This is a genomic window from Streptomyces sp. RB17 (assembly GCF_009604455.1).
GTDB lineage: Bacteria > Actinomycetota > Actinomycetes > Streptomycetales > Streptomycetaceae > Streptomyces.
Window position 1 is genome coordinate 600,132 of the sequence record NZ_WEGL01000004.1, and the last position, 25,985, is coordinate 626,116.

The 25,985-nt window shown below is 70.8% G+C and carries 25 protein-coding genes and 2 pseudogenes; 14 read left to right on the top strand and 13 right to left on the bottom strand.

Annotated features, from left to right (window positions below; genetic code table 11):
• Positions 1-166 precede the first annotated feature (166 nt).
• The 6 genes from kdpF to SRB17_RS20655 all read left to right on the top strand — a co-directional run bounded on the left by kdpF (position 167) and on the right by SRB17_RS20655 (position 6,671).
• Positions 167-256, top strand: coding sequence for a K(+)-transporting ATPase subunit F (gene kdpF, locus SRB17_RS20630; protein ID WP_009326374.1), 90 nt, complete (start codon positions 167-169; stop codon positions 254-256).
• 8 nt (positions 257-264) lie between these two features.
• A complete protein-coding gene (gene kdpA / locus SRB17_RS20635) occupies positions 265-1,965 on the top strand; it encodes a potassium-transporting ATPase subunit KdpA (RefSeq protein WP_153540716.1) in 1,701 nt (566 codons plus the stop codon).
• On the top strand, positions 1,962-4,076 hold the full coding sequence (gene kdpB, locus SRB17_RS20640) for a potassium-transporting ATPase subunit KdpB (protein ID WP_153540725.1): 2,115 nt from the start codon (positions 1,962-1,964) through the stop codon (positions 4,074-4,076). Before kdpA ends, kdpB begins: the two co-directional genes overlap by 4 nt.
• A 27-nt stretch (positions 4,077-4,103) precedes the next feature.
• Positions 4,104-4,736, top strand: a complete 633-nt coding sequence (locus SRB17_RS20645) for a potassium-transporting ATPase subunit C (protein ID WP_153540727.1) — start codon at positions 4,104-4,106, stop codon at positions 4,734-4,736.
• A 77-nt stretch (positions 4,737-4,813) separates the two neighbouring features.
• Positions 4,814-5,398: a response regulator gene (locus tag SRB17_RS20650; RefSeq protein WP_153540729.1), complete on the top strand. Its 585-nt coding sequence runs from the start codon at positions 4,814-4,816 to the stop codon at positions 5,396-5,398.
• Between the two features lie 148 nt (positions 5,399-5,546).
• Positions 5,547-6,671, top strand: coding sequence for an MFS transporter (locus SRB17_RS20655; RefSeq protein WP_153541274.1), 1,125 nt, complete (start codon positions 5,547-5,549; stop codon positions 6,669-6,671).
• Positions 6,672-6,728: 57 nt separating this feature from the next.
• Here SRB17_RS20655 and SRB17_RS20660 read toward each other — a convergent pair whose 3' ends face one another.
• Together SRB17_RS20660 and SRB17_RS20665 are read right to left on the bottom strand one after the other, a co-directional pair.
• Positions 6,729-8,147 (bottom strand): sensor histidine kinase, encoded by a 1,419-nt coding sequence (locus SRB17_RS20660; RefSeq protein ID WP_153540731.1) that lies wholly within the window; start codon positions 8,145-8,147, stop codon positions 6,729-6,731.
• Positions 8,144-8,815, bottom strand: coding sequence for a response regulator transcription factor (locus SRB17_RS20665; RefSeq protein WP_153540734.1), 672 nt, complete (start codon positions 8,813-8,815; stop codon positions 8,144-8,146). The genes SRB17_RS20660 and SRB17_RS20665 overlap by 4 nt, the downstream gene beginning before the upstream one ends.
• A gap of 151 nt (positions 8,816-8,966) precedes the next feature.
• On the opposite strand from SRB17_RS20665, the gene SRB17_RS20670 reads away from it, so the two are divergent.
• From SRB17_RS20670 to SRB17_RS20680, 3 genes are read left to right on the top strand one after another with little or no spacing between them, the layout of a single operon-like run.
• Positions 8,967-9,620 (top strand): DUF4956 domain-containing protein, encoded by a 654-nt coding sequence (locus SRB17_RS20670; RefSeq protein WP_153540736.1) that lies wholly within the window; start codon positions 8,967-8,969, stop codon positions 9,618-9,620.
• On the top strand, positions 9,617-10,429 hold the full coding sequence (locus SRB17_RS20675; RefSeq protein WP_153540738.1) for a polyphosphate polymerase domain-containing protein: 813 nt from the start codon (positions 9,617-9,619) through the stop codon (positions 10,427-10,429). The genes SRB17_RS20670 and SRB17_RS20675 overlap by 4 nt, the downstream gene beginning before the upstream one ends.
• The gene (locus SRB17_RS20680; RefSeq protein ID WP_153540740.1) at positions 10,426-11,283 is read left to right on the top strand and encodes a phosphatase PAP2 family protein; all 858 of its coding nucleotides are present in this window, start codon (positions 10,426-10,428) and stop codon (positions 11,281-11,283) included. Before SRB17_RS20675 ends, SRB17_RS20680 begins: the two co-directional genes overlap by 4 nt.
• A gap of 64 nt (positions 11,284-11,347) precedes the next feature.
• Here SRB17_RS20680 and SRB17_RS20685 read toward each other — a convergent pair whose 3' ends face one another.
• The 4 genes from SRB17_RS20685 to SRB17_RS20700 all read right to left on the bottom strand — a co-directional run bounded on the left by SRB17_RS20685 (position 11,348) and on the right by SRB17_RS20700 (position 14,482).
• Positions 11,348-12,268, bottom strand: a complete 921-nt coding sequence (locus tag SRB17_RS20685) for a hypothetical protein (protein ID WP_153540743.1) — start codon at positions 12,266-12,268, stop codon at positions 11,348-11,350.
• A gap of 96 nt (positions 12,269-12,364) precedes the next feature.
• Entirely contained in the window at positions 12,365-12,946 is a 582-nt protein-coding gene (locus tag SRB17_RS20690) for a hypothetical protein (protein WP_153540745.1), read from the bottom strand.
• 185 nt (positions 12,947-13,131) lie between these two features.
• Complete coding sequence (locus SRB17_RS20695) at positions 13,132-14,073, bottom strand: M56 family metallopeptidase (RefSeq protein WP_153540747.1); 942 nt, start codon at positions 14,071-14,073, stop codon at positions 13,132-13,134.
• A 31-nt stretch (positions 14,074-14,104) separates the two neighbouring features.
• Entirely contained in the window at positions 14,105-14,482 is a 378-nt protein-coding gene (locus tag SRB17_RS20700; protein ID WP_153540748.1) for a BlaI/MecI/CopY family transcriptional regulator, read from the bottom strand.
• Positions 14,483-14,623: 141 nt separating this feature from the next.
• Here SRB17_RS20700 and SRB17_RS20705 point away from each other — a divergent pair, with 141 nt between their 5' ends.
• Positions 14,624-15,460 (top strand): undecaprenyl-diphosphate phosphatase, encoded by an 837-nt coding sequence (locus tag SRB17_RS20705; RefSeq protein WP_153540750.1) that lies wholly within the window; start codon positions 14,624-14,626, stop codon positions 15,458-15,460.
• Positions 15,461-15,497: 37 nt separating this feature from the next.
• Here SRB17_RS20705 and SRB17_RS20710 read toward each other — a convergent pair whose 3' ends face one another.
• From SRB17_RS20710 to SRB17_RS20720, 3 genes and pseudogenes are all read right to left on the bottom strand, one after another.
• A complete protein-coding gene (locus tag SRB17_RS20710) occupies positions 15,498-15,989 on the bottom strand; it encodes an inorganic diphosphatase (protein WP_323376000.1) in 492 nt (163 codons plus the stop codon).
• A 216-nt stretch (positions 15,990-16,205) separates the two neighbouring features.
• A complete protein-coding gene (locus SRB17_RS20715; protein WP_153540752.1) occupies positions 16,206-18,860 on the bottom strand; it encodes a WD40/YVTN/BNR-like repeat-containing protein in 2,655 nt (884 codons plus the stop codon).
• A 302-nt stretch (positions 18,861-19,162) separates the two neighbouring features.
• Positions 19,163-19,477 (bottom strand): annotated as a pseudogene (locus SRB17_RS20720) (ABC transporter permease); the annotation flags it as partial.
• 212 nt (positions 19,478-19,689) lie between these two features.
• Between SRB17_RS20720 and SRB17_RS20725 the strand changes: the two are divergent.
• Entirely contained in the window at positions 19,690-20,634 is a 945-nt protein-coding gene (locus SRB17_RS20725; RefSeq protein ID WP_194294096.1) for a hypothetical protein, read from the top strand.
• Positions 20,635-20,752: 118 nt separating this feature from the next.
• Here SRB17_RS20725 and SRB17_RS20730 read toward each other — a convergent pair whose 3' ends face one another.
• Positions 20,753-21,415, bottom strand: a complete 663-nt coding sequence (locus tag SRB17_RS20730; RefSeq protein ID WP_153540756.1) for a DUF4097 family beta strand repeat-containing protein — start codon at positions 21,413-21,415, stop codon at positions 20,753-20,755.
• 279 nt (positions 21,416-21,694) lie between these two features.
• On the opposite strand from SRB17_RS20730, the gene SRB17_RS20735 reads away from it, so the two are divergent.
• Complete coding sequence (locus SRB17_RS20735) at positions 21,695-22,414, top strand: GbsR/MarR family transcriptional regulator (protein WP_153541278.1); 720 nt, start codon at positions 21,695-21,697, stop codon at positions 22,412-22,414.
• 40 nt (positions 22,415-22,454) lie between these two features.
• Here the strand turns inward: SRB17_RS20735 and SRB17_RS20740 are convergent, their stop codons facing one another.
• A complete protein-coding gene (locus SRB17_RS20740) occupies positions 22,455-22,940 on the bottom strand; it encodes a DoxX family protein (RefSeq protein ID WP_153541280.1) in 486 nt (161 codons plus the stop codon).
• A 644-nt stretch (positions 22,941-23,584) separates the two neighbouring features.
• Here SRB17_RS20740 and SRB17_RS20745 point away from each other — a divergent pair.
• Together SRB17_RS20745 and SRB17_RS46430 are read left to right on the top strand one after the other, a co-directional pair.
• A complete protein-coding gene (locus SRB17_RS20745) occupies positions 23,585-23,776 on the top strand; it encodes a hypothetical protein (RefSeq protein ID WP_153540758.1) in 192 nt (63 codons plus the stop codon).
• Positions 23,777-23,883: 107 nt separating this feature from the next.
• Positions 23,884-24,285: pseudogene (locus SRB17_RS46430) on the top strand (site-specific integrase); the annotation flags it as partial.
• A gap of 456 nt (positions 24,286-24,741) precedes the next feature.
• On the opposite strand, the gene SRB17_RS20750 reads toward SRB17_RS46430, so the two are convergent.
• On the bottom strand, positions 24,742-25,215 hold the full coding sequence (locus tag SRB17_RS20750; RefSeq protein ID WP_153540760.1) for a hypothetical protein: 474 nt from the start codon (positions 25,213-25,215) through the stop codon (positions 24,742-24,744).
• 15 nt (positions 25,216-25,230) lie between these two features.
• Positions 25,231-25,797, bottom strand: a complete 567-nt coding sequence (locus SRB17_RS20755) for a hypothetical protein (protein ID WP_194294070.1) — start codon at positions 25,795-25,797, stop codon at positions 25,231-25,233.
• Positions 25,798-25,985 lie beyond the last annotated feature (188 nt).

Here is a 25,985-nt window from a genome sequence, read left to right on the forward strand (position 1 = left end):
GGTCGTCAACGGGTGACCGGATCCGGCCGGGCAGGGGCTTTCCTCGTACGCGTCCGTTTCACCGAACCTCACTCCAGGAGTTCGCGATGGCCGATCTGGCCTTCGTCGTCACCGTGCTCGCGGGTTTCGCGCTGGTGGCCCTCGTCGCCAAGGGGGTGACGAAGCTGTGACCGCCGAGAACGTCGTCGGCCTGGTCGTGGCCGTCGCCCTGCTGGGCTATCTCGTCCTCGCCCTGATCTTCCCGGAGAGGTTCTGAGCACAGACATGAGTCCAGAAGTCGCAGGCTTCCTCCAGCTGCTCGCCCTCATAGGCGCACTGGCGCTCGCCTGCATCCCGCTCGGCAACTACATGGCCAAGGTCTACTCCTCGAAGAAGCACCTGCGGGTGGAGAAGTGGATCTACCGGGCCATCGGTGCCAATCCCGACGCCGAGATGACCTGGCCCGCGTATCTGCGCGGTGTGCTGGCCTTCTCCGCCGTCAGCGTGCTCTTCCTGTACCTGCTGCAGCGGCTGCAGGGCGTGCTGCCCGGCTCGCTGGGCTTCTCGGCGGTGAGCCCGGCGCAGTCGTTCAACACGGCCGTGTCGTTCGTGACGAACACGAACTGGCAGTCGTACTACGGCGAGCAGACCATGGGTCACGTCGTACAGACCGCCGGTCTTGCCGTGCAGAACTTCGTCTCGGCGGCCGTCGGCATGGCCGTCGCGGTGGCGCTGGTGCGGGGCTTCGCGCTCCCCCACTCTCGGCTTCGCTCGAGCCGGGGGACCCCCATGCGCACCGGTGAACTGGGCAACTTCTGGTCCGACCTGGTCCGTGGCACGCTGCGGATCCTGATGCCGGGTGCCGCGATCGCCGCCGTCGTGCTCGTGGCGTGCGGCGCGATCCAGAACTTCTCCGGCATCCACGAGGTCGGCCAGTTCATGGGCGGTTCGCAGCAGTGGAACGGCGGCGCGGTGGCCTCGCAGGAGGCCATCAAGGAGCTCGGTACGAACGGCGGCGGCTACTTCAACGCCAACTCCGCGCACCCCTTCGAGAACCCGACGCCGTTCACGAACCTGTTCGAGATCTTCCTGATCCTGGTGATCCCGTTCTCGCTGACCCGCACCTTCGGCGTGATGGTCGGCAACGTGAAGCAGGGTTACGCGATCCTCGCCACGACGGTCACCATCTGGCTGGGCTTCACCGTCCTGATGATGTGGACCGAGTTCGCCCACCACGGCGCGGCCCTCCAGGCCGCGGGCGGCGCGATGGAGGGCAAGGAGGTCCGCTTCGGCGTCGGCTCGTCGTCGATCTTCGCGACCTCGACCACGCTCACCTCGACCGGTGCGGTGGACTCCTTCCACTCCTCCTTCACCGGCCTGGGCGGCGGCATCGCGATGCTGGGCATGATGCTGGGCGAGATCGCGCCCGGCGGCACCGGCTCCGGTCTCTACGGCATGCTGATCATGGCTGTGATCGCGGTGTTCATCGCCGGTCTGATGGTCGGCCGTACGCCCGAGTACCTGGGCAAGAAGACAGGCGGCCGCGAGATGAGGCTCGCCGCCTGCTACATCCTCGTCACCCCCGCCCTGGTGCTGGTCTTCACCGCGGCCTCCATGGCGCTGCCGACCCCGCCGCACTCGATGCTCAACTCCGGCGCGCACGGGTTCTCCGAGGTGCTGTACGCCTTCACGTCGGCGTCGAACAACAACGGTTCGGCCTTCGCCGGTCTGAACGCGAACACGGACTGGTTCAACACCATGACCGGGCTCGCGATGCTGCTGGGCCGCTTCCTGCCGATGGTGTTCGTGCTGGCGCTGGCCGGCTCGCTCGCCGAGCAGCAGCCGGTGCCGGTGACCGCGGGCACCCTGCGCACCGAGAAGCCGCTGTTCACCGGCCTGCTTGTGGGCGCGATCCTGATCATCACGGGTCTGACCTACTTCCCGGCGCTGGCGCTGGGTCCGCTGGCCGAGGGGCTGGCGTCATGACGACCGACATCAAGAAGTACGAGGACTCCATGTCCACTCCCACCCTTGCGCCCCACCAGGACGCGCCGACCGGGCACAAGCCCGCCGAAACCCGTGTCGGAGCGGGCCTCTTCGAACCCAGGGCGCTGGTCAGGTCCCTGCCGGACGCCCTCCGCAAGCTCGACCCGCGGGTGATGGTCAAGTCGCCCGTGATGTTCGTGGTGTGGATCGGGTCCGTGCTCACCACCGTCTTCTCCGCCAAGGATCCGGGCGACTGGTTCGGCTGGACGATCAGCGCCTGGCTGTGGCTGACCGTGATCTTCGCCAACCTGGCGGAGGCGGTCGCCGAGGGCCGCGGCAAGGCGCAGGCGGACACGCTGCGCAAGGCCAAGACCGACACCGTGGCACGCAAGGTCGACGGGACCGTGGTCGCCGGTACCGAGTTGACGATCGGTGATGTCGTGGTCTGCGAGGCCGGTGACGTCATCCCCGGTGACGGTGACGTCGTCGAGGGTGTCGCCTCGGTGGACGAGTCTGCGATCACCGGCGAGTCGGCCCCGGTCATCCGCGAGTCCGGCGGTGACCGTTCGGCCGTCACGGGCGGTACGAAGGTGCTGTCCGACCGGATCGTCATCAAGATCACGACGAAGCCCGGCGAGACCTTCATCGACCGCATGATCAACCTGGTCGAGGGTGCCGCCCGGCAGAAGACGCCCAACGAGATCGCGCTGAACATCCTGCTGGCGTCGCTGACCATCGTCTTCCTGCTCGCGGTGGCCACCCTTCCGCCGTTCGCGAACTACGCGGGCACGCATCTGACCATGGTCGTGCTGGTGGCCCTGCTGGTCTGTCTGATCCCGACCACGATCGGCGCCCTGCTGTCCGCGATCGGCATCGCGGGCATGGACCGGCTGGTGCAGCGCAATGTGCTCGCCATGTCGGGCCGCGCGGTCGAGGCCGCCGGTGACGTGTCGACCCTGCTGCTGGACAAGACCGGCACCATCACCCTCGGCAACCGCCAGGCCGCCGAGTTCGTGCCGGTCCAGGGCACCACCGAGGCGGAGGTCGCGGACGCGGCCCAGCTGTCCTCGCTGGCCGACGAGACGCCCGAGGGCCGTTCGATCGTCGTGCTGGCCAAGGAGAAGTACGGGCTGCGCGTGCGGCACCAGGGCGAACTGGTCGGCGCCGAGTGGATCGAGTTCACCGCCCAGACCCGGATGTCGGGTGTGGACGTCGACGGCCGGAAGATCCGCAAGGGCGCCACGGCCTCGGTCATCGCCTGGGTGAAGGAGCAGGGCGGCACGGTCGCGGGAGACGCGGACGGCATGGCGAACCGCATCTCCGAGGCCGGCGGCACTCCGCTGCTGGTCGCCGTGAACGACGACAAGGGCGCCCGGGTCCTGGGGGTCATCCACCTCAAGGACGTCGTCAAGGAGGGCATGCGGGAGCGGTTCGAGGAGCTGCGCCGCATGGGCATCAAGACGGTCATGATCACGGGTGACAACCCGCTGACCGCGAAGGCGATCGCCGAGGAGGCGGGCGTCGACGACTTCCTCGCGGAGGCGACTCCCGAGGACAAGATAGCCCTCATCAAGCGGGAGCAGGCCGGCGGCAAGCTGGTCGCGATGACCGGTGACGGTACGAACGACGCGCCGGCGCTCGCCCAGGCGGACGTCGGCGTGGCGATGAACACCGGTACGTCGGCCGCCAAGGAGGCCGGCAACATGGTCGACCTCGACTCCAACCCGACCAAGCTGATCGAGATCGTCGAGATCGGCAAGCAACTCCTCATCACCCGGGGCGCGCTGACGACGTTCTCCATCGCCAACGACGTCGCGAAGTACTTCGCGATCATCCCGGCGCTGTTCGCGGCGGTCTACCCGGGCCTGGACAAGCTGAACATCATGCACCTGTCCTCGCCCAACTCCGCGATCCTGTCGGCCGTCGTCTTCAACGCGCTGATCATCATCGCGCTGGTGCCGCTGTCCCTGAAAGGCGTGCGGTACCGGCCGATGAGCGCCGACAAGATGCTCCGGCGCAACCTCGGGATCTACGGCATCGGCGGCCTGATCGCGCCCTTCATCGGCATCAAGGTCATCGACCTGCTCATCTCCCTGATCCCCGGGCTGTAATTTTCTGAAAGCGCGGTGAAGTCCACCATGAACAACTCCCTTGTGAACACCGCCCGTCTGCTGGGCGCGGGCCTGCGGGCGCTGCTGGTGTTGACCGTGCTGACGGGCGTCCTCTATCCGCTGGCCGTCACGGGCGTGGCCCAGGCGCTGTTCCACGACAAGGCGAACGGCTCCGAGCTCAAGGCGGACGGCAGGGTCGTGGGCTCGTCGCTGATCGGGCAACAGGGCTACGGGCTCGACTACTTCCAGTCCCGCCCGGCGAACGGCCTCGGCACGAACAGCGTCAACACGCAGTACAAGCTGATCCTTTCCGGCGCCACCAACCTGTCCGCGGACAGCAAGGCGCTCCTCAAGCAGGTCGACGACGCCAAGGCCAGGGTGGTCAGGGACAACTCCGTCCCCGGCTACACCGTCAAGCCGGCCGACGTCCCGGCCGACGCGGTCACCTCCTCCGGCTCCGGCCTCGACCCGGCGATCTCCCCGGAGTACGCCGAACTCCAGGTGCACCGGGTCGCCGCGAAGAACGGGCTTCCCGTCGCCGCGGTGGAGAAGCTGGTCGAGGACCACACCACCGGCCGCACCCTGGGCTTCATCGGCGAGCCGCGGGTGAACGTCCTGGAGCTCAACATCGCGCTCAAGGACCTCGTGACGAAGAAGTGACCGCCTTACGCGTTCCGCGACGGGAGTCGGCACCTCGGGGCGCCGACTCCCGCAGGCATGACAGGAGAGGCACACCCATGACCAGGGTGCTCGTGGTCGAGGACGACCCGCAGCTCGTACGGGCCCACGTCATCGACTTGCAGGCACGTCACTACGGCGTGGACACCGCCCCCGACGGAGCCACGGCCCTCCGGCTCGCCGCCGCGCGCCGGCCCGACATGGTGCTGCTGGACCTCGGTCTGCCCGACATGGACGGCGTCGACGTCATCAAGGGCGTACGGGGCTGGAGCCGGATGCCGATCCTGGTCCTGTCCGCCCGGCAGGCGTCCGACGAGAAAGTGGCCGCGCTCGACGCCGGCGCCGACGACTACATCACCAAGCCGTTCACCCTGGACCTGCCGGCCAAGAAGGCCGTACGGGACGGGCGGGACGTACGGCTGACCCCGACCGACTGGCACCTGCTGGAGATGCTGGTCACCAACCCGGGACGGCTGATCACCCAGAGACAGCTGCTCCAGGAGGTCTGGGGTGTCTCGCAGCGCAACAAGACGAACTACCTGCGCGTCTACATGGCCCAGCTCCGCCGCAAGTTGGAGACGGACCCCTCCCATCCCCGCTATCTGATCACCGAGCCCGGCATGGGCTACCGCTTCGAGGGATGACATGGCCCGCGGCAAGCTTGGTTTCAAGGCACCCCGCCGGTGCGGTGAGCCTCGCGCGCCGTCAGCGTGGCCGGCGCCTGCTACGTTCGCTGACGTGGTGAAGCCGCACGGGACCGGGCCGGAGGCCGCCGCGGCCTCGGCCCGGCGGATGTGGCCGCTGTACGCGGCCGGGTTCACCACGGCCTTCGGGGCGCACGGCATCGCCGCGAACCTCGGCGGTCACGCCCGGGGCGCGGTCACCTCCCTGCTGGTGCTGGGCGGGCTGCTCGCCCTGTACGACGGCGCCGAGGTGATCCTCAAGCCGGTGTTCGGCACCCTCGCCGACCGCGTCGGTGCCCGCCCGGTGCTGCTGGGCGGCCTCGTGGCCTTCGCGGTGGCGTCCGCGCTGTACGTGGCGGCGGACAGCCCGGGCTGGCTGTGGGCGGCCCGGCTCGGCCAGGGCGCCGCGGCCTCCGCGTTCTCGCCGTCCGCCTCCGCGCTCGTGGCCCGGCTCAACCCGGCCGCCCGGCACGGCCGCGTCTTCGGCAGTTACGGCTTCTACAAGTCCATCGGCTACACGCTCGGCCCGCTGCTCGGCGGTGTCCTGGTGTGGGCCGGTGGGATGCGGCTGCTGTTCGCCGTCCTGGCGGCGCTGGGCGCGGCGGTCGCCGTCTGGGCCGGGCTCGCCGTTCCCGTCGTACCCCCGCTGCCGAAGACCCGGCAGACCGTGCTGGACCTGGCCCGGCGCCTCGCCGACCCGGCCTTCCTCGCCCCGACCTGCGCGCTGGCGGCGGCGACCGCCGCGCTGTCGGTCGGGGTCGGGTTCCTGCCGGTCTCCGGCCGCGCCGCCGGACTGGGCACGGTCGCGACCGGCGCGGCGGTGTCGGTGCTCGCAGGCTGCGCGGCCGTCGTACAGCCGAGGGCCGGGCGAGCGCTGGACGACGGGCGGCTGACCACTCGCTCCGGCCTGGCGGCGGGGCTGTCCGTCACCGCCGTGGGCCTGGCCTGCGCGATGCTGCCCGGCCTCACCGGCATCCTCACCGGAGCCGCCCTCATCGGCATCGGCACGGGCCTGATCACCCCGCTGGGCTTCGCCGCGCTGGCGTCTTCGACTCCTCGGGAGCGGCTGGGGCAGACGATGGGGGCGGCGGAACTCGGGCGTGAACTCGGGGACGCGGGCGGGCCGTTGCTGGTGGCGGTGGTCGCCTCCGGCGCCACGCTGAACTACGGCTTCGGCGCGCTCGGGATTCTCGTGGGGACGGGGGCCTTGGTGGCGTTCGTCCGGCGGGCCTGAGGGGGTGCACCCCCAAGCGAATCGTGCGACTCGTTCAACAAGGCAGCCCAAGTCGGTTCAACAAGGCAGCTCAAGAATGACCGACGCCCCGCCCCCGGCGTTCTCCGCCCGCGCCGCACCCCCGTGAGCCACGGCCACGGCCTGCACGAACGCGAGCCCCAGACCGGAACCCTCGCCCGTGCGGCTGGCTTCCGCGCGGGCGAAGCGGTCGAAGGCCCGGGGCAGAAACCCGGGCGGGAAGCCCGGCCCCTCGTCGGTGACGGACAGCCGCAGCCGGCCCTGGTGGACGGAGGCCGTGACGGTGACGCCCCCCGTGCCGTGGCGCAGCGCGTTGTCGACCAGGTTGCCGATGGCCGGCACCAGCCAGCGGGTGTCGACGTCGACGGTGGTGTCCGCCGCGTCGGCGCAAACGCCGCGCCCGGCCCGTTCGGCGGTGCGCAGATGCGGGGCCACGGCGGTGTCGACCAGACCGGCGAGCCGTACCGGTGCCCGGGTGATGTGTCCGGTGCTGCCGAGTTCCTCCAGGGCCAGCAGGGCGTTGGACAGGTCGATCAGGCGTTGGACCTCCGCGTCCACGGAGCGCAGGGTCTGGTTGAGTTCCTCGGCGGAGCGGGGGCGGTGCAGTGCGACGTCGACCTCGGCCCGGAGCAGGGACAGCGGGGTGCGCAGCTCGTGGCTGGCGTCCGCGACGAAGCGGCGCTCGCGGACGGCGGACGCCTCCAGGCGGTCGAGCATGCGGTTGAGGGTGTGCCCGAGCCGGGTGATCTCGTCGTCGCGGTCGGCGGGCACGTCCAGGCGCAGGTTCGGTCCGCCGTCGGCGAGGGCGGCGGCCGTGGTGCGGTAGCGCTCGACGGGGCGCAGTGCGGCGCGGGCGGTGCGGTAGCCGACGTACGAGGCGGCGATGAGGGTCAGTCCGGAGGCGAGCGCGAGCTGGGCGAGGAGTTCCCGCAGGGCCTCGTCGCGATGGCCGCGGCGCACAGCGGCGACGACGACCCGGGTCGCCCCGCCGGCCCGGACCCGCTCGGCCTGGAGGCGCAGCGTGTCCGGAGTGATCGGCAGCAGGGAGCCGACGTCGCGACGCACCGCGTGTCCGCGTACGGCGGTGTGGAGTTCGGCGGGGGTGAGCAGCGGCCGGTGGCCCACGGTGCCGTCGGCGGCGAGGACCCGGCCGTGCGGGTCGAGGACCTGGTAGAGGCTGCCGCTGGGGCCCGGTGGCAGTGTGGTGCCGGCGCGGACTGCCTGGTCGAGGCTGTGCCGGTAGCCGGCCAGGTCGTCGTGGAGCTGGCGGTCGAGGGCGGTCTGCACCCGCCAGTAGACCAGCCCCGCCGCCGCGGCCAGGACGAGGGACATCGTGACGGCGACGGCCAGCACGAGCCGGCCGACGACGGGCAGCCGCCCGAACCAGGCCGGCAGCCGCTTGGCCGGCCGCCCGAACCAGGCTCGCAGCCTGCCGGCAAGCAGCGGGGGCAGGGTCACGGGGCGGTCTCCAGGCGGTAGCCGCGTCCGCGCAGGGTCGTGATCGTCGTACGATCGAAGGCCCGGTCGACCTTCGCGCGCACCTTGGAGACGTGCACGTCGATGGCGTTGCTGCGAAGGTCGGTCTCGCCGTCCCAGACCTCGTCGAGCAGCTGCAGCCGGGTCACCACGCACCCGGCGTGCTCCATCAGCACCCGCAGGACGTCGAACTCCCGCCGGGACAGGTCGAGTTCGGTGTCAGCCCGCCAGACCCGCTGCTGCTCGGGGTCGAGGACGAGGTCGCCGACCTTCAGGCGGCCGGAGCCGTCGGGGCGGCGCCGGGAGATCGCCCGCAGCCGGGCCAGCAGCTCCTCCATGGCGAACGGCTTGACCACGTAGTCGTCGGCGCCGGCGTCGAGACCGGCGACCCGTTCGCTGATCGCAGCGCGTGCGGTGAGGAGGACTACGGGCACGTCGACGCCCTCGCCGCGCAGTGTCCGGCACACCTCGACCCCGTCCATCCCGGGCAGCATCACGTCCAGCAGGACCGCGTCCAGGCGGGGGTCACGGGCGGCGGCCAGCCCGGAGGGACCGTCGTAACGGCCCTCGGCGCTGTGTCCGGACTCGGTGAGGTAGCGGACGACGAGGTCGGTGAGGCGGGACTCGTCGTCGACGACCAGGTAGTGCATGGCGGTCAGGCTAGCCGCCGCCACCCCCGCCCCGGACGTCCGGAAGCCTTCATGGTCTGTTCATGTGACATCCCTACCTTCCTTCACGTCGCGGTGCTCCGCGGACCGCGACCGGTCCGCCGTCCGACGTGCCGGGACGGAAGGGACAGCCATGGACGCACTGGTGCTCGCCGCCAAGGGCATCACCCACCACATCGCCCCCCTCGACCTCGTCACGCGCGGCGGCCTCGACGTCGTCGCCCTGATGGTGCTCGTCGGCTGGCTCTACCGGCGCCGCCCCAGCGCACCGGCGATGCCGCTGGTCCTGGCGGCGCTGAACATCGGCCTGTTCGCGGCGATGAGCACGATCAGCGCCGGCAAGTTCCCCGCCGGGGTCGGCTTCGGACTGTTCGGCATCCTCTCCCTGGTCCGGCTGCGCAGCGCCGCCTTCACCCTGCGCGACGTCGCCTACACCTTCGTGGCCCTCGTCATCGCCCTGTGCACCGGACTTCCGCAGCGCGACAGCTGGCTGGTGATCGCGCTGGGCGCGGTGGTGCTGCTGGCGGTCCTGCTGGTCGACGACCCCCGCGCCGACCAGCCGCCGGCCCGCACGGTGAAGCTGACCCTGGACCGGATCTACGACGACCCCGCCCTGATCGCCCAGGACGTCGCGTTCCGTTTCGGCCGGGCGCCGCTCGCGGTCGAGGTGGACGAGGTCGACTACGTCCGCGAGACCACCCGTGTCTCCGCCCGCTACCCCGCCGTACCGGGCGAGCCCGGCCCCGCCCAGGACATGGAGGCGCGCGAGCAGGTGACCGTCGTATGACCTCCTCGCTCGCGGCCGACCTCGGCCTCACCGCGCTGCGCGGTGCCACGCTCGCCGAGGTCGACGCGGCGGCCGCGCTACAGCACCGCACCGACCGCAAGTACCTGGTCCCCCTCGACCGCGCCCGTGACCTCGTCGCCCGGCTCGCCGACAGCCACCACGTCCTCGACCTGGCCGGCCGCCGTACGACCAACTACCTCAGCACCTACTTCGACACCGAGCAGCTCGGTGCCTGGCGGGCCCACGTCCAGGGCCGCCGCCGGCGCTGGAAGGTCCGCACCCGCCTGTACGCGGAGGACGGGCTGTGCCGGGTGGAGGTGAAGACGAAGGACGGCCGCGGCGCCACCGTCAAACACGGCCTCGGAACACCCGCGCACGGTTACGGCCGACTGGGCGGCCGGGAAGCCGAGTTCGTCGACGGTGTCCTGCGGGACGCGGGCATCCACGTCACCGCCGGTCAGCTGACGACGGCCGCGGAGATCCGCTATGTCCGCGCCGCCCTCGCCGACCTGAACCACGGCACGCGCGTCACCCTCGACGGCAACCTCACCTGCCACCACGGCGACCGCGCCGCCACCCTCGACCCGGGGCACGTCCTGGTGGAGACCAAGGGCGGCGCCCGGCCCGCGCCCGCCGACCGGCTCCTGCTGCGCCTGGGCGCCCGGCCCGTCTCCCTGAGCAAGTACATCGTCGGCCGGTCGCTGCTCACGCCCGGCCTGCCGGACAACGACGTACGCCGGCTCGCCCGCGCCCACTTCACCACCGAGGCGAGCCCCGCCCCGCTCCTCGAAAGGATCCCCGCCGCATGAACGCCCTGCGCCGCGTGAAATGGCAGTACGCGGTCATCGCGCTGCTCGCCGTTGCGGCCGCCACCTTCGGCCTGCTGCGCCCGCACCTGATCCCCACGGCGTCCGCGTCGGCGAAGAAGAAGCTCTCGGCGACCGATCGCATCAAGCAGAACCCGCCCCCGGCGCTCTTCACGGACGCCGAGATCGCGCCGATCGGCAAGCTGGCCGCCGCACAGACGAAGAAGGCCGACGCCCTCTTCGCCCAGTGGAAGCGGGCGCACGGCACCACCCGCGACGACAAGGCGTTCGCCGCCTGGGCCGCCCAGCAGGTCCCCGCCCCGCCCACGGCGAAGCAGCGCACCGCCGAACTCCACCAGGTCCAGGCCCTCGCCAGGACCCGTACGGCCGCCGGGAAGAAGGCGGCCGGCTGGCTGGAGCTCAACGGCAAGAAGGACATCTGGAAGCTCTACCTCCACGACCAGCGCGAACTGATCCCCGCCGCGCAGGGCACGGCGGAGAAGGCGGAGCTCAAGGCGGCCCTGAAGCTGGCCAAGACGATCAGCGACCAGGTGGCGGCCAAGGACAAGCAGCCGGCCCCGTTCGTGCTGGACCCGGGCCTGCGCCCGGACAAGCACATCAAGCCCGGCGCCAAGGGCCCGTACTCCTACCCCTCCCGGCACGCGGCCCGTTCCGCCGCGGCCGTCACCTTCCTCGGTGCCCTCTCCCCGCACCGGGCCGAGGACTACGCGTGGATGCGGGCCGAGGTCCTCTACTCCCGCCTCTACATGGCCGGTCACGTCACCGGCGACCTGACCGCCGGAACCCTGCTCGGCGACCTGATCGGTGACTACGAACTCGCGATCAGCGGGCACTGACGGCAGGCACTGACAGCGGGGTGGTGCGCCCTGGCCGTGGTCGCGGCCAGGGCGCGTGGTCGGTTCAGCCGACGGGCAGGGTCAGGGACGCGGTGTGCAGCCTGCCGCCGGTCTGGAACTGGAGGAACAGCCGCCAGTTCCCGGACCGGGCGAACTCGGCGTGGAAGGTCAGGGCCGCCGGCCCACCGTGGTCGCCGTCGACCTCCGTCTCCGGGTGGAGGTGGGCGAAGGCGAGGTCGCCCTGGTGGAAGGCGGTCAGGTGGGCGTAGGTGTCGAGGTACGGCTGGAGGTCGGTGACCGGCCTGCCGTCCCTGGTGACGGTGGCGGTCAGCTGGTGTGCCATGCCGGCCATCGGATCGCCCTTCACCGTCACGGTGTAGCCGTCGACGGTGGCGGTGCCGGACGCCTTCGGCAGGGACGAGGTCATCGCCATGCCGGGCACCTTCACGGTGCGGCTGAGCACCAAGCCCTCGCCCTTGCCGGCGCCGCTGTCCGGGGTGAAGGAGGCGAACATCCGCCAGGCGCCCGGCCGCAGCCCGGCCAGCGGCGCGGTCCAGGTGCCGTCACCGGCCATGGTGGGGTGCAGGTGCTGGAAGCCGGTGAGGTCGGAGCGGATGGCGTAGAAGTGCATCCGCTTGGTCTGGTCGACGGCGAAGCGGGTGACCGGCCTGCCGTCCGGGCCGGCGATGGCGAAGCGGTACGCGGTCGCCCTGCCGGCGGGGACGGTGGTGGCCGTCGAGGTCATCTCGTAGCCGTCCTTCGCGGCGGCCAGGCCGTTGCCGGTGGACGCGGTGCCCATGCCGGGCATCGACTCCATGGCGCCGGCCGACGCCGAGGGGGACGGCCGGTCCATGCCGGTCATGGTGGGACCGTTGGCGGGGCCGGAGCCGGAGTTCGAGCCGCAGGCGGCGAGGGCCAGGGTGAGGGCCGCGGTGGCGGCGGCCGCCGCGAGGGCGCGGCGGGATGTGTGGAAACGCTGAGTCATGGGTGTGTCTTTCCAGGTGTGCGCCGTGAGGCGGCGCGGCCGAACGTGTGAGAGCCGTGCGGGACCGCGGTGACGAGCCGGATCCCGGAGGTCTCGTCACGTCCGCGCGATGCACACCTGGAGCAGGAGCCGGCGCCCGCCGGCCGGTGGACCACGGCGCCGGGTGCCGTCGGAGCCCGGCCGGGCCCACGGCAGCAGGACGACGGCCGGGAACACGAGCCCGACCGCCGCGATCGGAGGCGGAGGGATCTCGGACCGGGGCGCCGTGGCCAGACACAGCGCGCCCCGCATGGACTCGTCCACGCGGGGGACGGCCTCGGCGGCCGCGGCCATGGGGCGGCCGGGGGCGGAGTGCGCGGCCGTCCGGGCGGGTGCCGGGCGCATCGTGCTCGTGCGCTCGGCCGTCCGGGCAGGTGCCGGGCGCATTGTGTCCGCGTGCGCGGCCACCGGGGCAGGTGCCGGCCGCATCTCGTCCGCGTGCTCGGCCATCGGGGCAGGTGCCGAGTGCCGGACGGTGGTGTCGGTGGCCGGCATGGCCCCGTGGCAGCCGTCGGCGGCCGCGGTGGGGCCGCCGTGCATGAGGAACAGCCCGAGCAGGACGGCCACCAGAACCGGGGCCCGCACCGCCTGGCGGATGCGGGCCCCGGCCGTGCCGCCGGCGGGCTGCGCGAGGATCACGGCTCCACCTTACGGGGACGTACGGGCGCGATCGTGGCGGTGAAGCAGACCTGGAGGGCGCCACCAGCCACGAAGCACCCGAAGTCGGCGTCCGACCGCAGCGCCACGGCGCTGCGCCGCAGGCAACCCGCAGCACCGTTCGAGCCGGCCGGCATGAGACGCCGACCGTTATGAGACGCCCACGGTCATGAGACGCCGACCGTCTTCAGCAGCAGATGAAAGTCGTGGGCCGCCTCGGCGGTAGCCAGCGTGGCCGCGGTCAGTACAGCCGCCGTAGCCACAGTGAGGACCGGATGGCAGCCCACCGGCGCGGCCAGCAGCGCGGCGACGCGGCGGGGGACCGGGCCCGCCTCGGCGAGGGGGCTGCGGCGGCCGAGGAAGCCGAGGGCCGCACCGGCGATCCGGGCGAGCGCGGGGGTGCGGTGCGCGGCGAGGGCCGCCTTGCCGACGGTGCGGGCGACCCGCCTGCGGTCACCGGTCGAGGCGGCCGCGCTCTCGTCGGCCCAGCGCTCGATGGTGTAGGTGACGGCGCTGGCGAGGGGCCGCAGGAACGGGTTGGCGGCGGCGCCGAGTTGGGCGAGGGCGACGAAGGCGTAGTGGTGGGCGGCCAGATGGGCGCGCTCGTGGGCGAGCAGGACGTCGTGCTCGGACTCGTCGAGGCTGTGCAGCATGCCGGTGGAGACGACGACCCGGCCGGGCAGTCCGGGGAGGGCGAAGGCGTCGGGGGCGTCGTCGGGGACGACGACCAGGCCGTCCCGGGCGGGCATGCAGGCGGCCTCCCACGCGGCGGCGGCCAGGGAACGGGCCCGTCGCCACAGCATCTGTGCCGCCATGAGCACGGCGCCGCCGAGCAGTAGCCCGGCGATCAGCGAGACGGACAGCGCGGCGGGGGCGTCGTGCTGTGCGGTTCCGGCCGACCAGTGGCCCAGGGCGGCGAGTTGCGGGACACGGATCAGGCCGGCCACGGCCAGCAGGCCCAGGGAGATCGTGCTCGCCGCGCCCAGGACCAGGGCCGAGGCGGTGAGCAGCCAGGTGGCGAGCCGGGGTTCGCAGCGTTCGGCCAGCGGGCGGGCGCCGAGCGGGGCGATGAGCGAGAGCAGCAGCGGCAGATAGACGGCGACATGCATTCCGAGCGGCCCCTTCCTGTTCCGACCGGTCCTACTGCTCGGGTCCGAGCAGCTGGCGCAGCAACTCGGCGTCCGTGTCGGAGAGTTCGTCGGCGAAGCGAGCGAGGACGGCCTTACGGTCGGGCCGCTCCTCCAGGACGGTGCGCATCCGGCGGGCGGCGAACCCGGCGTCGTCGGTGACGGGGGCGTAGGCGTAGGCCCGTCCGCGGGGGGTGCGGCTGAGCAGGTCCTTGGTGTGCATGCGGGTGAGGATCGTCACCACGGTGCTGTACGTCAGCTCGCCCCCGAGCCGCTCGGCGACCTCGCCGGGGGTCAGCGCGCCCTCGGCTCGCTGCAGCAGGCCGAGGATCTCGGCCTCGCGCACTCCGTTGGCCCGCCGGGGGCCGCGTCCCTGTGTGTGGGCGCCCATGGGTTTGTCGTTCTCCCGCTGATCTTCTACAGTCGTGTAGAACTTCTACGGCCGTGTAAATGCTGTCGTCGTCCGAGTGTGCCATGCGCCCCCGTCCCGGGGACAGGCGGGACGGCGGACGGCGAGGACGAAAGGACCCCGATGAGCGCCATCAGCCTCGGCCAGGCCGTTGTTCTCGGAATCGTCGAGGGGGTGACCGAGTTCCTGCCCGTCTCCTCGACCGGCCACCTGAAGATAGCCGAGGGGCTGATGGGCATCCCGGTCGAGGACACCTCGGTGGTCGGCTTCACCGCCGTCATCCAGGTCGGCGCCATCGCCGCCGTGCTCGTGTACTTCTTCAAGGACATCAAGCGGATCGTCTCCGCCTGGTTCCGCGGTCTGACCGACCGCGAGGAGCGCTACCACCACGACTACAAGTTCGCCTGGTGGGTCATCTACGCCACCGTCCCGATCGTCGTGGTCGGCCTGGCCGCCAAGAAGCTGGTCGAGGGCCCGCTGGGCTCGCTGTGGGTGGTGGCCGGCTCGCTGATCGTCGGCTCGGGTGTGATGTGGGCGGCCGACCAGATGGGCCGGCACAAGCGCAGCGAGGACGACACGTCGTTCAAGGACGCGATGTGGGTCGGATGTTCGCAGATCCTCGCCCTGCTCTTCCCCGGCTTCTCCCGCTCCGGCGCCACCATGTCCACGGCGCTCATCCTCGACCTCGACCGCGTCGCCGCCACCCGCCTGTCCTTCTTCCTGGGCATCCCGGCCCTGACCGGCGCGGGCCTGTACGAACTGAAGGACGCCGTGGGCGCCGGAGTCGGCGCCGTCCCGCTCGCCGTGGGCACCGCCGTCTCCTTCGTGGTCGCCTACGCCTCCATCGCCTGGCTGCTGAAGTTCGTCGCCAAGCACTCCTTCAACGCCTTCGTGATCTACCGGATCGTCATCGGCGTGGGCCTGCTGGGTCTGCTGGCCACCGGGGCACTGAGCGCCTGACCGAACCGCACGGCGTCGTGGACGTACTGACCGCTGCTCACACCCGGTGTCTCTCGGCGGCCCGCTCACGTGACGCGCCGATCTCCGCGTACGCCGCGTCCCGGCCCTCCCAGTGGGAACCCTCGACCGACTTGCCCGGCTCCAGGTCCTTGTAGACCTCGAAGAAGTGGGTGATCTCCAGCCGGTCGAACTCGGGCACGTCGGTGATGTCCTGGACCCCCGCGTAGCGGGGGTCGTGCGCGGGTACGCACAGCACCTTGTCGTCCGGCCCCTGCTCGTCCCGCATGCAGAACATGCCCACGGCCCGGCACTCGACGCTGCACCCGGGGAACGTGGGGTCACCGGTCAGCACCAGGGCGTCGAGCGGATCACCGTCCCGGCCGAGTGTGCCGTCGATGTAGCCGTAGTCGGCCGGGTACTGGGTGGAGGTGAACAGCATCCGGTCCAGGCGGATCCGATGGAGGGTGTGGTCCATCTCGTACTTGTTGCGGGAGCCCTGCGGGATCTCCACGATCACATCGAACTCCACGACGGCCTCCTTGCCTCCCGGCGATCTGCGCCCGCGTCCGCGGCTGTGCGTGTCGGCCCGCACCTCCAGTGTGCGCCTCCGGCCTGCCGCGGGGACGGCCCGTGCTGCCACGGAGACGGCCGGAGACGGCCGGAGAGGACGGCCGAGGCCCCCGGACCTGCGTGGTCCGGGGGCCTCGGCGCTGCACCCGACGATCACCGGCGGGCGGGTCCGGCCTTACGGCGTCCGGGTCTTCCAGATGCCGCGACCGTGCGTGGCCACGTACACCTGGCTGCCGTCCGGGCTCGGCGCGAGGTAGACCGCCGGCGCGGTGGGCAGGTTCGTGCCCAGGCGCGCCCAGTGGCCCGCCGAGGTGCTGGTGAACACGCCCAGGTCGGTGGCGACCACGAGGGTGCCGTTCTTGGTGATCAGGGCCGCGTTGGCCGGGGCGTCCGGGAAGGAGTCCGAGGCCGCGGCGTCACCGCTGACGTCCGTCCAGGTCGTGCCGCCGTCCGTGGTCTTCCAGACGTGGCCGTAGCCGGCGCCGGGGCCCTCGTTCCAGTGCCGCGAGAAGCCGTTGATCACGGCGTAGACCGTCTTGCCGGAGGCGTCGGACGGGTCGATGGCCAGAGAGGAGATGTAGCGGTTGGGGAAGGCCGCCGGCAGGCTCACCTGGTGCCAGGTGCCGCCGTAGTTGGTGGCGATGCCCCGTCCGAAGGTCTCGTTGACCGAGCCGCACGGGCCGCACCAGGCCGCCCACGTCACGTGGTTGCGGCTGACCACCGCCGAGGCGGAGTGGCCGGCCCCCAGGTCGTACAGCTTGGTCCAGTCGGCGCCGGAGGTGCTGTTCCACGTCTTGGTGTTGCCCCAGACGTACTGGCCGCCCGCGACCCACAGGCCGTTCGGGTCGGTCTCGTCCGCGCCGAACGGTGCGGTGAAGCGGGCCCCCGGGTCGCCGGGCGCGATGTCGGTGATCACGTCCTCGGAGCCGTCGTCGCTCGCGGTGTAGCCGCAGTTGTTCGTGATCTGCAGCGCCAGGTCGACGTACTCGCCGACCGTCTGGCAGCCGTTGTCCGGGTTGACCAGCTGGTCGCCGCCGTCACCGCCGTACGGGGAGACCATCTGACCGTCCGGGTTGAGCTGCTGACCCTGGTAGGTGGCGCCCTTGGGCGCGAGCAGCGAGACGCCGTTGTCCTGCAGGCCGCCCCAGACGGCGTCACCGCTGCCGTCGGTCATCTTCCCCGCGCGCACCGAGTAGTACTGCAGGTCGCGCAGGGTGCCGGACTCGTTGAGGTTGCGCCAGCCGGTGGTGGTCTGGGTGGTCGGGCGGGCGTAGGCGCCGCCGTCGTTGCCGACGAACACCTCCGGAGTGCTGCCCTTCCACTGCGAGAAGGCGAGGGCGTGCTGGTCGGAGTGCATCACGTCGCCGTCGCAGGAGTTCGCGGCCGGGTCGTAACTGAAGCACTTCATGCCGAAGTTCCAGTAGCGGCCGATCGCCTTCCAGGTGGCGCCGCCGTTCCGGGACTCGAACATCTCCTCCAGGCCCAGGTACACGTGGTTCGGGTCGTTCGGGTCGACCGCGATGACCTGGTCGTACCAGGCCTGGGAGCCGGGCTGGTAGCCGGAGCCGATCTCGCTGACCTTCATCGCGGAACCGGACGCCGACAGCGCCGAGGAGGTCGCGATCTGCTTGAACGAGCCGCTGGCGTTGCCGCTCTGACTGACGTACACACCGGCGAGGACCGAGTACACGCCGGAGCCGGAGGCCTTGTTGAGGAGTTTGGGGGACTCCATCGAGACGTACAGCCTGCTGCCGTCGGCCGCGTACGCGAAGGCGGCGTTGCCGATCTCGGCGGGGTTGATCGCACCCGTCGGGTTGGCGCGCTTCCAGGTGGTGCCCGCGTCGTCGGAGTAGTAGAAGCCGTTGTAGTCGGCGCCGCTGCGCCAGGCCACGTCGGCCAGCAGCTTCTTGCCGTTGCTGCCGGGCTGTACGGCGATGTCGTTGGCGATGTCCGCGTAGTGGCTGTCCACCCCGCAGCCCACGCCGCTGATGCCGATGCCCGCGCAGGGAGCGAGGACCTTCGACCAGGCGGCGTCCTGCCCGGCCGACAGCGGGCGGCGGAAGACGCCGTGCGAGGAGGCCGCGAAGACGTACCCGGCGGCCTTGTCGAAGGTGAGGGTGTGGATGGAGCTGCTGTCCAGCTCGGTTCCGCCCACCTTGTCGCTCTCGCCGAAGGTTCCGGTGACCGGGTCCGCGAGCCGGTAGACGCCACTGCCCAGATAGTTGTCGGAGGCGGTGGTCGCCTCACCGGTGGCCAGCCACAGCGAGCCGTCGGGCGCGACCGCGAGGGCGCCCACGGACAGGGCGGGCAGCCGGTCGGCGATCGGCGTCCAGGTCTTGCCGTCGTCGATGGAGCGGAACACCCCGCCCCCGGCGGCGCCCGCGTACACGACCCCCTGATGTGTCGGATCGGTGGCCAGGGCGGCGATACGCCCGGCCGAATGCCCCGCTCCGCCACCGGAGTTGGAGGCCGACTGGTCGCGGTAGTGCAGCGCGTCCTCGTTGTACGGCGAGGTGGTGACCTCGCTCCAACTGCCGGACGCGACCGGCATGTTCTTGATGTGCGCCCAGGCACCGGCGTACGCGCCCGGCGCGATCTGCCCGCTGGGCGCGAGCCTCGGCTCGTTGAACGAGTCGAGGGACTCCATCAGTTCGTGGGACTCCTCGCCCGCCACGTCATGGCGGGCGGATCCCGAGTCGCCGTCCACTCCGTACGCGGCGACGGATCCCGTCCCCGCCATCAGAAGCGCGGCGGCGACGACGGCGAACGCCGCCCGCCCACCGCCCTCCGCCCCGCGGCGCGGTCTGCGCCGTGCGGAATACCTACGCATGGACTGTCTCCGGCTTCTTCGGCGTAAGTGGCGGCCGCCCCTACGGCCGCACTGATCTCCTACTGCCGAGCGCCGGAACCGTAACCCCGTGCCCACCCCCAACCACAGGGGTTTACACCGACTTTATAGCCCGACAAACGTAACGATTGTCAAAAACCGCCCCGTTGGCCGTCGAACCTCTCGCGAGCGGCGGCACGCACTCACTACGTGCAGCGCAGCGGACCGGTTCTCCGTTACCGGCGGCGGCCGCGCGTGCAGGCCGTACCGCCCCCCGCCCCCGCACCCCGCGCCGCACGGAACCGTCAGCGCCGCAGTGCCTCCACCGGTTCGATGCGGGATGCCCGCCACGCCGGACAGAGCCCGGCCACGACGCCGGTGGCGAGCCCCACCAGTGGGGCGGCCGCGACCGTGCCCGGATGCAGGACGGGCGTCCAGTGGCGGGCCAGGGCCACACCGACCACGGTGAGCACCCCGAGGCTGGTGCCGACGAGCCCGCCGAGTGCCCCCAGGGTTCCGGACTCGGCAAGGAACTGGGCGGAGACGTGCCGGGCGCGAGCGCCCAGAGCGCGCCGCAGGCCGATCTCGCCCGTCCGCTCCAGCACCGACGAACGTGTTGTCGTCGTAGTAGTTGTCCCGGACGCAGCCGAGCCCGCCGGAGTTGTAGTAGAGGCCGAGTTCGCCGGACTCGAGACGGCCGTCGAGGTTCCATTGACCCTCCTTTGATCTCCCCTTGCCCCTCCCTGGTCCTCCCTGGTCCTCCCTGGTCCTTCACGGGTGGGATCCGGCCCGCGCCGGATCCCACCCGCCCACCCGTCCCCGAGGGTCCCCGATGTCCTTGTCCGTCCGCTGTGTTCCGCGGCTCCTCGTCGCCCTGGCCGCCACCGCCGTGGCGGTGTCCGGGTGCTCCGCCGCCGGTGGCGGCCCCGCGCACGGGGCACCGGAGCCCGAGGTCTCCGCCGTCCCCGTCCTGGCGGACTCCGCCGAACTGGCACTGCCGCTCGACGCGTACGAAGCGACCCCAGAGGAGCGGGAGTTGCTGGTGAAGGCCCAGCAGGTCCTGACCGTCCGATGTATGCACCGGCTCGGCTTCGACTACCGGCCGCCGCAGCGGTCCGGTACGTCGAAGGACGCGGCGAACGCCCGGATCTACGGGGTCACGGACCCCGAGGCGGCCGCCCGGTACGGCTACGGCAGTCCCGGGGAAGCAACCTCCGCCGCCCCCGGGTCCAAGGGGGAACCCCTCACCAAGACGGAGGAGACCGCCCTGTTCGGGGCCCCCGATCTGCGGCCCGACGAGTTGCCGAAGAGCCAGCGGGAAGCGGAGCGCGAGAGCGCCCACGGGGACGTACCCGTGGGCGGGTGCACCCGGGAGTCCTTCCTCAAGCTCTATGCCCCGGACCCGGAGAGCGTGGATGTTCTGTACGTCTTCCAGCTCAAGTCCGAGGCGGAGACGAGAGCCCGTACCGACTCGCGCATCGAGCGCGTGAACACGCGCTGGTCCGCGTGCATGGCCAAGTCCGGCTGCCAGGCAGAGGAACCGATGAAGGCGGCCGAGGAACTCGGCTTCACCGGCGCGGAGCTCGGCGGACCCGAGGCGATCACAGCGGCCACGGTGGACGTGGCCTGCAAGAAGAAGACCAACCTGGTCGGAACCTACTACGCGGTCCAGTCCGCCTACCAGCGTCGGCTCGTCGAGCAGCACGCCGAGATCCTGGACCTCGCCCGCCGGCAACTGCACGACCGGCTGCGGCTCGCCGCAACCCTGACCTCCTGACACGGCCGACCAGAGCCAGAGGGCCCTCACCGCAAATCGGTGAGGGCCCTCTGACCTGCTCGTTGACTGTCGGGGCGGTGGATCTGGACCCACGACCTCTTCGATGACCGGCTGCGGGTCAGAGGCTGCGGGCGGTGATGTCGCCGTGGGAGGTGGTGGCGCGGATGTCGAGTTCGGCGGTGCCGTCGTTCTTGAGGGTGTTGCTGATGCGGCCGTAGCTGGTGCCGGCGTCCAGGGTGGCCGGGACGCCGGCGGCGGCGCCGACCGTGATGTCGCCGGACTGGGTGCTCAGCACGACCTTGCCGCCGGTGGCCTCGGTGACCTGGATGTCGCCCCGTGCGGTGCTGATCCGGGCGGGGCCGGTGAGCCGACCGACCTCGACGTCGCCGTCGGTCGCGGTGAGGCGCAGGCCCGCGGCTTCGTCGATCTTGATCTGGCGGTAGGCGCCGTCGAAGGCGACGTCGCCGAGGCGGCCGACGGTGCGCAGTTCGGCGGCGGCGGTCCTGGCCTCGACGCGGGAGCCGGCGGGCAGCTTGACGGTCACCTCGATGGATCCGGAGGGGCCGAGGTACTGGTTCTTGACCGGGGTCCCGATCCGCAGGACCCCGTCGGCGTACTCGACCGTGGTTTGCTCGGCCGCCTTCACGTCGCGGCTCTTCGAGGGGTTCGCGGGCAGCACCTCGACCACGGTGTCGGCCCGGTCGGCGGCGATGAACTGGACGCGTCCGGCGGGGATGTCGAGGACGGCGGAGATCGGGGCGGGGGTGTCGAACTTCTGCATCGTGCTCTCCCTTGCGTTTGCGACTCTTCGTTTCGAACACTGGAAACGCTACGTTGCTTTCCGAATCCCTGCAAGAGGCGTTTTGCATCGAAGCGGCATCAGTGCAGCTGGAGGCGCAATAATCATTGCAACGACCTTCCTGCTTAACGCAACGATGACATGTGGTCCGTTGCAATGCACTGAAAGTGAACGCTATGATGGAGGCGTCAGGGAAGACCGAGCAGCACCATGGAGCACCGGAGCACCCGTGCGGCACCCATGGGCAAGAAGGGGGTCGTGATGCCGGGAGGCAGGCTCACCCAGCAGGAGCGCCAGCAGATCGCGGCGGGGCTGGCCGACGGCCTGGCCTACGCCGAGATCGCCCGTCGTCTCGACCGTCCGACCTCCACGGTCACCCGCGAGGTCATGCGCAACGGCGGCCCCACCGGCTACCGCGCCGACCTGGCCCACCGCGCCACCCAGCAGCGAACCCACCGGCGCGGGCCGGCCACACCCCAGGGGTCGCAGGTGCTCCGACAGCCCTATGGACGTGACGCCGAGGCCGTGCGCGACTACCAGGAGACCCTCACCACCGTCCTCATGACCTCGGGCCTGCCCAAGATGATGGCCCGGGTGCTGGGCTGCCTGTACACCACCGACGCCGGCAGCCTCACCGCCTCCGAACTCGCCCAGCGTCTCCAGGTCAGTCCGGCGTCCATCTCCAAAGCGATCACGTACCTCGAGAACCTGGACCTGGTCCGCCGGGAACGCGACGAACGCCGCCGCGAGCGCTACGTCGTCGACGACGACCTCTGGTACCAGTCGATGATCCGCAGCGCCCGGGCCAACGACCAGTTCATCGAGACCGCACGGCAGGGCGTCGGCATCCTCGGCCGCGGCACCCCGGCCGCCACCCGCCTCGAGAACGCCGCCCGCTTCCTCGACTTCGTCAGCGAAGGACTCATCCGCGCCGCGGAACAGGGCCGCGAGGTCCTCTACACCAGAACCGAAACGACCTGAGACCTCACCACCACGCCGAGGGAAAGCGCGGGCCCCTGGTTCACAGGCTCAGCGTGATCGCAGCGGCGCACCCGCCCAGGCCGAGGGCGAAGGCCGCCTCCTTCCAGCCGCCCGAACCCCAGCGGAACCAGCGGTCGACGGCCAGCCGGCCCGGACCGATGGCGGCGACGGCGAGGGCGACGACGGCGATACAGACGCTGTATTCCACACCGCCGTCCGTCTCCCACAAACCGTGGGCAGCGGTGACCGTGACCATCGCAGTGATCATGACGCCGATCAGGGCGGCGGCTGCCAGCGGCGTCAGCAGGCCGAGCGCCAGCCCGAGCCCCCCGAGCAACTCGGACAGCCCCCCGACCGCGGCGAAGAGCTTGCCCGGGTGAAAGCCCAGAGCGGCGAATCCCTTGCCGGTCGCCGTCAGACCCTGGCCCCCGAAGAGCCCGAAGACCTTCTGAGCGCCATGGCCGGCCATAAGCAGTCCGAACGTCAGCCTGATGAGCAGCATTCCGCAGTCGGCGGCGGTCGGCATCGCGCCGGTGGTGGGAGGCGCCACCGGTCGCGTGAAACGAACAGAACGGTCCCTGATGCGCTTGATCCCCATGGCATGCTCCGTTCGGAACGCCAGACGGGCGCTTCCCCCGGCTCAGGCTGACGCCGAGCACCGGTTGCCGCGGGTGAGCCCCGCGTGGCGTCGCAGAGCACGCCCCGCTCTCCCCGATCCTTCCGCCGGGAGCGTCGTCGCGCATCTCGCCGCTGGCCCGCGAGGGCAGTCGGCCGGTGAGCCGTCAGCGCCCCTGAGCCACCTGATCACCACGATCACGCCCACTCGACCCCAGCCGCACGCAGCATTCCCCGGGCGCGGCAGCGAGGACGGCGCGGAGCCCGTTGGCCTTGAGTCCGTCCAAGTAGCCCGGCCCGAGGGGGCGCTGGATGCGGGTGCGGCCCGAGCCGGCAAGACGTTGACCTGCGCCTTCCTGCCGCGCTATTCGGTGTATCCCGCTGTTCCCCGCTCTGTCTGCACGATCGGGCACGCAAGGGGCACGTACGCTCCTATGGGGGTTTCGCGCCACGAGACGGTCCGATGGCCACTCGTCACAGGGGCGGGGTTCCGCCATGGTCTGTCGGGAGATCGGGTCCCTAGCCGCGGACCGTATGCGGCAATACGCTTCGCCCATGAACCTGGGGGATACGGGGCGTGCGATCTTCGCCGTTGGCCCGGGCGGGTTGTCGCCGCTCAAGCGGCACACGAGTGCGGGTTGGTCGTCCGGAATCTGGGGTCTGGTCGCGGTCCTGGTCATCCTGGCCTTGGTTGCGGTCGTGGTGTTCTCCGTGAGGCAGGGCTCCTCATCGGATGACGAGGATTGATTTTGCGGAGGCACCGTTCTGACCGTCGCGCATGCGGCGATCGACTCATGGCCACCGGCCTTGTCCACCAGTGGGCGCGCCCGGCACAGCGCGGGCGGAGCGGAGCACAGCCGCGGCTTGATCCGCCTCAGCCTCTGCGCATCGCCGGTCTGGCGGTCGGTGCGGCGAAGCGGGACACGGAGTCCCGGAAGTCCCGGCGCGCGCTGGCCCTGCCGGCGCGCTGCGCCGATGCCCTCTGGCAGCAGTTCGAAGATCAGGGAGGGGGGCGCCACTGATGACGAGTGGGAGGAACACGGCCCGGTCTTCTCGCCGTCCGTGGGCAAGCCGCTCGACGCCGCCAACGTCCGCCGCGCGTTTCGCCAGTCCCGTTGGAGGAGATCTCCCGGCCCGTCGGACACTCTGGGACCGCCGTGACCGAGGAGGTCTACAGGAAGCAGATCCGGCCTGTGATTCAGACTGGCTCAGTGGTCATGGACGGGATCTTCGCCACCGACCCGCGACGCTCGTAGGCACTCAGAAATCTATAGTTACGCAGTCAGACACACAGCAAAGCCGGAGGGCCCTTACCGAACCGGTAAGGGCCCTCCGGCCTGCTACTTGGCTGTCGGGGTGGCGGGATTTGAACCCACGACCTCTTCGTCCCGAACGCGATCAGGTGCCCCCGTGACCGAGATTCGTGGCCACTGACCTCATTGTTCGGCTCCAGCTGCGTTCATTGCTGTCCGGGGCGGTCCCGGCGCGTCTGCCTCGTTTGGCCCCCCGTTTGGCACCCTCCCGCGCATCTCTCCAGCGCGGGAGGGCTGGCCGAGCACCCGCTAGAGCTTGTCCCGCCTGGTCGCCACGGACAGCGCGTCCTTCTCTCGGCGGTTCCCGTCTGCAGCGACCTTCGTGTTACGAGCGTGGCCCACGCTCGCGTAGCTCGGCCGGGATATGCCGGACCTACCAGGCATCGATGCGCTTGTTGCCTAGTTCCCGGGCGGTTGAGTGACGACGATCCGCCAGATCACCGAATCGGGAGCTGAGAACTTCCACGTCAGTTCGTGCATCTTGGCGTGCGGTATCTCGGCTGTGAACACGGCGATCCCGTTGCCGCACTGAGAGCTGGCGAGGGGCTTTCCGGAGGTGACGATGTTGAACTTGGAGGGGCCGGCGCATGTCCACCTCGCCGTGATGGATGAGGCTTTCCCCGCCGATGCCGGGAGAGTGACACCGCCTGAACCGTGACCCGATCCCGTGTACAGCGTTTTCGAGCCGACCGGGAGTGATGACTGGACCGGGTTGGGAAGGCGGTCGGGGCTCGTCGGCGTCTGCTCCGGAGCGGGGGTCGTGCTGACCCCCGTCGCCCCGTGGGTGGCGGTAGCCCGGGGGTGAGCCCCGCCGGAACAGGCCGACACAAGCACCAGGGCCGACAGGCTGGCGGCCAGCAGGGGCAGCTTCATCAGATCGTCCTCAACTCACGAGTGGGCGATGTAGGGCGAGAGTGCCGGGAGCTTAGCGGTCCCGTGGTTCGAGACGATCCACTTGCAGCCACCGTTGTAGGAACCACGCTCCCAGTTGAAGGAGTATCCCTTCGAGCCAAGGGCGAGCCATCCGTCCTTCTGGTTCGCCGGAACCTTCCATGCGCCGCCAAGGGTGACGGTGGTGGTTTTCGCGTAGGAGATCGAGCCGCTGATGGTCTCCTCGGCGGACGAGACGATGATCGACTCGCTGAGCTTTGCCGCGTACGAGATGGTGCCGGTCCAGGTGTGACCCTTGGCCACCGAGAGCGAGAGCGTGACGCCGGACTGTCCGCTGACCCACTCGGACTTGTCGCCGACGAACGTGCTCTTGACCTTGGTGATGGAGACGGTCGGGTCGGGCGGGCAGCCGTCCGGGTGCGCCGGAACGTTGACAACGGCGTCGGCGTCGTCAGGTGCCTGAGGGATCGGGTTCCCGTCTTGGTCGGCGTTGACCGCCGTCGGGGTGTCTTCTGCAAAAGCAGTGCCCACGCCCCCGGTCCCCAAAGCAAGAAAAGCGGTCATTGCAGCGGCTGTGCATGCGCGAGTTATGGCGTTCACGGTTCCCTCCGTTTCGCTCCCCCCCGGGAGCGGCATGTACAGAACAATCACGGACCGCTTGAGTGATCGTCAAGGAAACTCGATTAATCTGAGCGAGACTTGAGCATGACAACTGGATATGGGGCCCTGGTTACGCTTTGGCCTTGTAGGCA

What these genes read in the sequence shown, in the direction of transcription:
- kdpA (WP_153540716.1), top strand. Translation starts at nt 265, where the DNA reads ATGAGTCCAGAAGTCGCAGGCTTCCTCCAGCTGCTCGCCCTCATAGGC.
- kdpB (WP_153540725.1), top strand. Translation starts at nt 1,962, where the DNA reads ATGACGACCGACATCAAGAAGTACGAGGACTCCATGTCCACTCCCACC.
- SRB17_RS20645 (WP_153540727.1), top strand. Translation starts at nt 4,104, where the DNA reads ATGAACAACTCCCTTGTGAACACCGCCCGTCTGCTGGGCGCGGGCCTG.
- SRB17_RS20650 (WP_153540729.1), top strand. Translation starts at nt 4,814, where the DNA reads ATGACCAGGGTGCTCGTGGTCGAGGACGACCCGCAGCTCGTACGGGCC.
- SRB17_RS20655 (WP_153541274.1), top strand. Translation starts at nt 5,547, where the DNA reads ATGTGGCCGCTGTACGCGGCCGGGTTCACCACGGCCTTCGGGGCGCAC.
- SRB17_RS20665 (WP_153540734.1), bottom strand. Translation starts at nt 8,815, where the DNA reads ATGCACTACCTGGTCGTCGACGACGAGTCCCGCCTCACCGACCTCGTC.
- SRB17_RS20670 (WP_153540736.1), top strand. Translation starts at nt 8,967, where the DNA reads ATGGACGCACTGGTGCTCGCCGCCAAGGGCATCACCCACCACATCGCC.
- SRB17_RS20675 (WP_153540738.1), top strand. Translation starts at nt 9,617, where the DNA reads ATGACCTCCTCGCTCGCGGCCGACCTCGGCCTCACCGCGCTGCGCGGT.
- SRB17_RS20680 (WP_153540740.1), top strand. Translation starts at nt 10,426, where the DNA reads ATGAACGCCCTGCGCCGCGTGAAATGGCAGTACGCGGTCATCGCGCTG.
- SRB17_RS20685 (WP_153540743.1), bottom strand. Translation starts at nt 12,268, where the DNA reads ATGACTCAGCGTTTCCACACATCCCGCCGCGCCCTCGCGGCGGCCGCC.
- SRB17_RS20695 (WP_153540747.1), bottom strand. Translation starts at nt 14,073, where the DNA reads ATGCATGTCGCCGTCTATCTGCCGCTGCTGCTCTCGCTCATCGCCCCG.
- SRB17_RS20700 (WP_153540748.1), bottom strand. Translation starts at nt 14,482, where the DNA reads ATGGGCGCCCACACACAGGGACGCGGCCCCCGGCGGGCCAACGGAGTG.
- SRB17_RS20705 (WP_153540750.1), top strand. Translation starts at nt 14,624, where the DNA reads ATGAGCGCCATCAGCCTCGGCCAGGCCGTTGTTCTCGGAATCGTCGAG.
- SRB17_RS20715 (WP_153540752.1), bottom strand. Translation starts at nt 18,860, where the DNA reads ATGCGTAGGTATTCCGCACGGCGCAGACCGCGCCGCGGGGCGGAGGGC.
- SRB17_RS20725 (WP_194294096.1), top strand. Translation starts at nt 19,690, where the DNA reads ATGTCCTTGTCCGTCCGCTGTGTTCCGCGGCTCCTCGTCGCCCTGGCC.
- SRB17_RS20730 (WP_153540756.1), bottom strand. Translation starts at nt 21,415, where the DNA reads ATGCAGAAGTTCGACACCCCCGCCCCGATCTCCGCCGTCCTCGACATC.
- SRB17_RS20735 (WP_153541278.1), top strand. Translation starts at nt 21,695, where the DNA reads ATGCCGGGAGGCAGGCTCACCCAGCAGGAGCGCCAGCAGATCGCGGCG.
- SRB17_RS20740 (WP_153541280.1), bottom strand. Translation starts at nt 22,940, where the DNA reads ATGCCGACCGCCGCCGACTGCGGAATGCTGCTCATCAGGCTGACGTTC.
- SRB17_RS20745 (WP_153540758.1), top strand. Translation starts at nt 23,585, where the DNA reads ATGAACCTGGGGGATACGGGGCGTGCGATCTTCGCCGTTGGCCCGGGC.
- SRB17_RS20750 (WP_153540760.1), bottom strand. Translation starts at nt 25,215, where the DNA reads ATGAAGCTGCCCCTGCTGGCCGCCAGCCTGTCGGCCCTGGTGCTTGTG.
- SRB17_RS20755 (WP_194294070.1), bottom strand. Translation starts at nt 25,797, where the DNA reads ATGACCGCTTTTCTTGCTTTGGGGACCGGGGGCGTGGGCACTGCTTTT.